This is a genomic window from Arthrobacter sp., from assembly GCF_030540645.1.
Taxonomy (GTDB): Bacteria; Actinomycetota; Actinomycetes; order Actinomycetales; family Micrococcaceae; genus Specibacter.
Window position 1 is genome coordinate 1 of the sequence record NZ_JAUNVV010000130.1, and the last position, 5106, is coordinate 5106.

Sequence of the window (5106 nt, forward strand, 5' to 3'; positions counted from 1 at the left end):
CCGAAGCCGCTGCCGGGGATCACGCACGACTGCTGGATTTGTACCGGCGGCTGATTGCCCTGCGTCGGGCCACCCCTGAGCTCAGCGAGCCGGGGTTTGCAAGTACCTCTGTGGACTTCGATGAAGAATCCCGGTGGCTGGTGTTGCACAGAGGCGGGATTGACGTGGCGCTGAACTTCTCCCCACACCCGGTACGGGTACCTGTCCAGGGAACTGTTCCGCTGCTCGTTACCGACGACGGCGCCCGTGTGGTTTCCAGCGGAGGTCAAGCCGTGCTTGAGCTTCCCGGGCACAGCGCTGCCATCCTTGCACAAAGGGCTGGGGCTTAAGGGGCCTGATGGAGGCTGGCTTGCTGGAACGCTTTCCCAGGTGCGGCAGCCAGCAAGGTTTCTACGCGGCGTAGAACTATGGAATACTGGGCCTTTAGTCGGGCAAAGGGGGAAGTAGAGGATGTCTGCACGCGGCGTTCGTCTTGCGCGTGGTTGGGCCGGTGCCGCCACCGCCACCTTTGCTGCCGCGCTCTCGCATGTGCTCGCCGGCGGAAACGTCCCCGGTCTGCCCATTTCGCTCCTCTCCCTGGCGCTGTCAGGACTCATCTGTTTGCTACTGGCCGGACGTGTCCTGTCCCTGTGGAGAATGTCCACGGCCGTCATCTTGAGTCAAGCGCTGTTCCATTGGTTGTTCAGCGCCGGCGCCAGTTCGTCCGGCAACTATGCGGTGGCAACCCCCGCAGGAACGCAGGCCGGGCATCTGGGCCACGACATGACGTCCATGACCCTGATGGCCGTCGGCAACGCGCCCTCCGGCATGGCCCAGGACATGGACCATAACTCCCCGTTGATGCTTCTTTCCCACGCCATCGCAGCACTCTTTACCATCGCGGCACTGCGCCGCGGCGAGCAGGCCGGGGTGCGGCTGCTGCAGGCACTGCGGCTCCGCTGGGTCAGAATCCTGCCAGTATTGGCTTCGCTGCCTGTCCGGCCCCGCACACCCTCCATCCCGTCCGACTGGCCCGTCCGTGTCCTGACAAGCCTGGGCGTTCCGCTGCTGGCCATGCGCCACCGCGGGCCGCCGCTGACTGCTGTTGTGTCCACAAGCGCTTAGCGCTTTCCAACACCAGCACAGCCCTGCAATCACACTGCGCAACAACCACACACTGCACAGTGGCAGGGCAGGAAGCAGCCATGGCAGGAATTTACTTGCAATCAACCTCATGGCGGAATTCTGGAAGCTGGGCAGCAGCCCTGCTGGCCGTCTTGTTGTTGTCCCTGGGGTATTCCCTGGGCACAGCTCCCATCGCGGCAGCCCACGACCAGATCATTTCGACCAACCCCCAAGCAGCGCAGCGCCTATCCGCCGGTCCGTCCCACATTGAACTCTCCTTCAGCGCCCCGTTACTGAGCCTTGGCCACGAGATCCTCGTTGTCGATGCCCAGTCAAGGAACTGGAGCAAGGGGAATGCGGTGCTGAGCGGCGAGAAACTCAGCCAACCGCTCTCCCCCGACATGCCGGAGGGCGAATACCAAGTACGTTGGCGGGTCGTTTCCGGTGACGGGCATCCGATCAGCGGCAGCTACCCCTTTCTTGTGGGCTCAACTGCCACCGCTGGAACGGTCCCCGCACCCGGGGCACCTGCGGCCGTGTCCGCACCAACTGCGGGATCCAGCGCAGCCGCCGGACAAGCAGTCGATTCACCGTCGCTGCCTGCAACAGCCAAGGACGGATTCCCCGTCTGGCTGGTAGCGGTGGTCGGCGCTGTCATTGGGCTGGGTGGGTACCTCGGCTACCTCGCCATCCAGCGAATCCGGCGTACACACAGCACCACTTAGTAACACCACCAAAACACAATTCTTCCCGGACCGGAACCACACAGGCGGCCGACCGGGCACCATTCACCAGGAGTTTCACCATGTCTAAAAAGATCATTTTCCCCCTGCTGCCCGTCCTCGTCGCGGCCTCCCTGACGCTCTCAGCCTGCGCAACAGCTGAAACCCAGGGGACGCCGTCGCCCATCAGCCAGGACGCCTCGTCCAGCCCCGGCGCATCGGCACTGGTTATGGGTGAGCCGTGGGTAAAGGCCTCCAAAGACGGCATGACCGGCGCGTTCGGGATTCTCAGCAACACCACGAACCACGACATCACGGTTGTTGGTGCCACCTCTCCGGCCGCCTCCACGGTGGAACTGCATGAGACCGTGTCGGGTTCTGATGGAACCATGCAGATGCGCGCCAAGGACGGCGGCTTCGTCATCCCCGCCAACGGCGAATTCCTGCTCGAGCCCGGGGCAAGCCACATCATGCTGATGGGATTGAGAAGCCCCCTCACAGCCGGTGATGACATCACGTTTGAGCTGCACACCTCCGACGGCGGACACCTCGCCTTCACCGCCCCGGCCAAGGACTTCAGCGGGGCCAATGAGAACTATGAGGGCTCGCACAGCACAGATGACGGCCACGGCGCGATGGACCCTTCCGCAGCAGCGTCGCACCCGGCCTCCCCGACGCAGTCCAAATAGCTGAAGGAGGGCGGCACGGTGAAGGGGAAAGTTGTGAAGCACGACGGCGGAGGGCTGCAGCGCCGGCATCTGCTCTTTGGCGGTGCGGCAGCAGGACTGGGCGCCGTGGCCGCCATCGGGCTTCAAGTGGTCAATGGTGCAGAGAAGGCCCCCGTGCAGCCAGCAGCGGACGTTCAGCATGGCTCGGCGAAGGTGCCTTTTTATGGAGCACGCCAAGCCGGCATTGGTACGGCGCCGCAAGCGCACGGTGCTTTTGTTGCGTTGGAGCTTCATCCGGAGACCACTCGCGAGCGGGTGCGTTCGCTGTTGAAGCTGCTCAGCGACGACGCAGCGCGGCTCACGCAGGGGAAGGCGGCGCTGGCTGACACGGAGGCTGAGCTGGCGGTGCATCCTGCACGGCTGACGGTGACGTTTGGCTTTGGCCCGCGGCTTCTCCAAAGTGTTGCGCCACAGCAGGCGCCGGGCTGGCTCAAGCCGCTGCCTGATTTCAGCATCGACCAGTTGGTGCCGGAGTTCAGCGGCGGCGATTTGCTGCTGCAAATCTGCTCCGATGATCCGGTGACCGTGGCCCATGCCAAGCGCATGCTGCTGAAGGACAGCAGGAGTTTTGCTGCCGTGAAGTGGGTCCAGTCCGGGTTCCGCCGCGCGCACGGGACGGAGGCGTCCGGCACCACCATGCGCAATTTGTTTGGGCAGGTGGACGGGACGTCGAATGCGGTTCCGGGCGGGGAGCCGTACGAGAAGGTGGTTTGGGGGGATGGCCGGATTCCGTCGTGGACCGAGAATGGGACGTCGCTGGTGATCCGCCGGATTCGGATGGATCTGGACACGTGGGACGAGCTCGACAGGTCGGGACGGGAGGAATCGGTGGGGCGAAAACTGGGCAACGGAGCACCGCTGACGGGGGTGCAGGAACATGACGAACCTGATTTCAAGGCCTTGAATCCGCATGGTTTCCCCGTTATTGCCGATTTCTCCCATATGCGCCGCTCCCGGCCCGACGACGAGACCCAACGGATCTTCCGCCGCGCCTACAACTACGACGGCGCCCCCAGTGCAGGCAGTGTTTCCGAATCCGGGCTGATATTCGCGTGCTACCAGGCCGACGTGGACAAGCAGTTCGTGCCGATCCAGCAGCGGCTGGATGAGCTGGATCTGCTCAACACGTGGACAACGCCCATTGGCTCGGCAGTGTTCGCCATCCCGCCCGGCTGCCAGCCGGGCGGGTTCATCGGCGACGGGCTGTTCACCGGCAGCTGATGGGTAGTTAACCCAAAAGTCCCCCAGAGCATGACGGTCAATGCTCTAGGGGACCTTTTTTGGGTATCGCTAGCTTAGATTCTGGATTGCGTAGTCAGCTTCTTCAGGCGTGAACTTCTCGCCATATTCGCTGACGAGCTGGTCTCGGATTCCCTCCGGCGACATTGCCATGGTTTCTTGGTAGTTCTTAGCTTTTTCCAAGGCATTGACTTTAAAGTCGGCTTTGACATTGTCGACCGCGTATTGGCCCGCTTCAGGGGAGAATTTCTCTCCATATTCGGAAGTCAGCTGTTCATAAAGGCCGACTTTACTCATGTGCATCATGTCCGAATAGGTCTGCGCCTTCTTCAACGCGGATCGGAATTCCACCGGAACAGCTGGCTCAGCTTTGGGAGCAGCCTTAGCAGCTTTCGGAGCCGCCTTGGTCACTGCGGGAGCGACTGCGGGAACCTCCTTGGTGGCCTCTGGCTTTTCTATTGAGCCCGCGGCAGCATTCTCAGTGGGGACTATTTGCTGCTGCGTCACAGCTGGCTGAACCGTCGCGTCTACAGCTGAACCCTTCGGTATGAAGGCGGAAGTTAGAATACCGAGCGCAACAACGGCAAGGGTAATGATCCACGCGATTTTTTTGTGCTGCTCGTAACCGGCCAGACGACGTCCAGCCTTATCTCGTTGCGCCCCAGCCAGTACGAGGATGATGTCGATAATGACCCAGATTCCCAGCCCACCGAAGGTGAGAAGCTTGGCGACACCGGAGCCAACTTTGCCCAGATAGAATCTGTCAATTCCAAGCCCACCGAGGAACCATGAGAGAAGCCATGTGACGATGAAGCTCTTGCCACCCTCTTCAACCACATTGGGGGTTTGGTAGGGATAGCCTGAAGGGGCCTCAGGCTTGGCAGGTGTGCTTACACTGAAATTGTCAGCTGGACCAGGTGTGGGAATACTCATTGAGGCGAAGACTCTCTTGTTTAATTAGTAATTGACCGCGAATCAGGCAACTCACAGCATACTTTCAAGGTTAACCCAGAGAGTCCTAATGTTTCGTTCATGAAGCACCATACGTCTCGGGCTTCCGAACCGCTCCAATGCCGCCCGTATCGTCCTTCATGGATAAGCAAGCGCGTGGGCGTCAGCAGGCCCCTGGGCGTGTGTCGGTCTGAAAATTGGGTATATATTCCACAACCCCACGAACATCCATGCCGTGCAAAGAACCCGTGCCAAGTCAGGGAACCACCGCGGGGGCTAATCCTGCGGTGGCTCCTGTGCCGCATCTGGTGGGAGGGAAGTTATGTCTGCAGGAACCTTTGCTGCGGCCGGGTCGTCCGGCC

6 protein-coding genes are annotated in these 5106 nt (G+C 61.4%); 5 read left to right on the plus strand and 1 reads right to left on the minus strand.

Annotated elements, in window-relative coordinates; genetic code table 11:
* The 5 genes from Q4P21_RS15700 to Q4P21_RS15720 form a co-directional block, all read left to right on the plus strand.
* The coding region (locus tag Q4P21_RS15700) for a DUF3459 domain-containing protein (protein WP_303389660.1) at window positions 1-329 on the plus strand (329 nt) is incomplete at its 5' end.
* 121 nt (window positions 330-450) lie between these two features.
* Entirely contained in the window at window positions 451-1104 is a 654-nt protein-coding gene (locus Q4P21_RS15705; RefSeq protein WP_303389661.1) for a hypothetical protein, read from the plus strand.
* Window positions 1105-1184: 80 nt separating this feature from the next.
* Window positions 1185-1829, plus strand: a complete 645-nt coding sequence (locus Q4P21_RS15710) for a copper resistance CopC family protein (protein WP_303389662.1) — start codon at window positions 1185-1187, stop codon at window positions 1827-1829.
* Window positions 1830-1909: 80 nt separating this feature from the next.
* Window positions 1910-2515 (plus strand): copper chaperone PCu(A)C, encoded by a 606-nt coding sequence (locus tag Q4P21_RS15715; RefSeq protein WP_303389663.1) that lies wholly within the window; start codon window positions 1910-1912, stop codon window positions 2513-2515.
* A gap of 18 nt (window positions 2516-2533) precedes the next feature.
* Window positions 2534-3775 carry a Dyp-type peroxidase gene (locus Q4P21_RS15720; protein WP_303389664.1) on the plus strand — a complete coding sequence of 414 codons (1242 nt, stop codon included), beginning with the start codon at window positions 2534-2536 and terminating at the stop codon, window positions 3773-3775.
* A gap of 69 nt (window positions 3776-3844) precedes the next feature.
* Here the strand turns inward: Q4P21_RS15720 and Q4P21_RS15725 are convergent, their stop codons facing one another.
* The gene (locus Q4P21_RS15725) at window positions 3845-4726 is read right to left on the minus strand and encodes an Ltp family lipoprotein (RefSeq protein ID WP_303389665.1); all 882 of its coding nucleotides are present in this window, start codon (window positions 4724-4726) and stop codon (window positions 3845-3847) included.
* Between the last annotated feature and the right edge of the window lie 380 nt (window positions 4727-5106).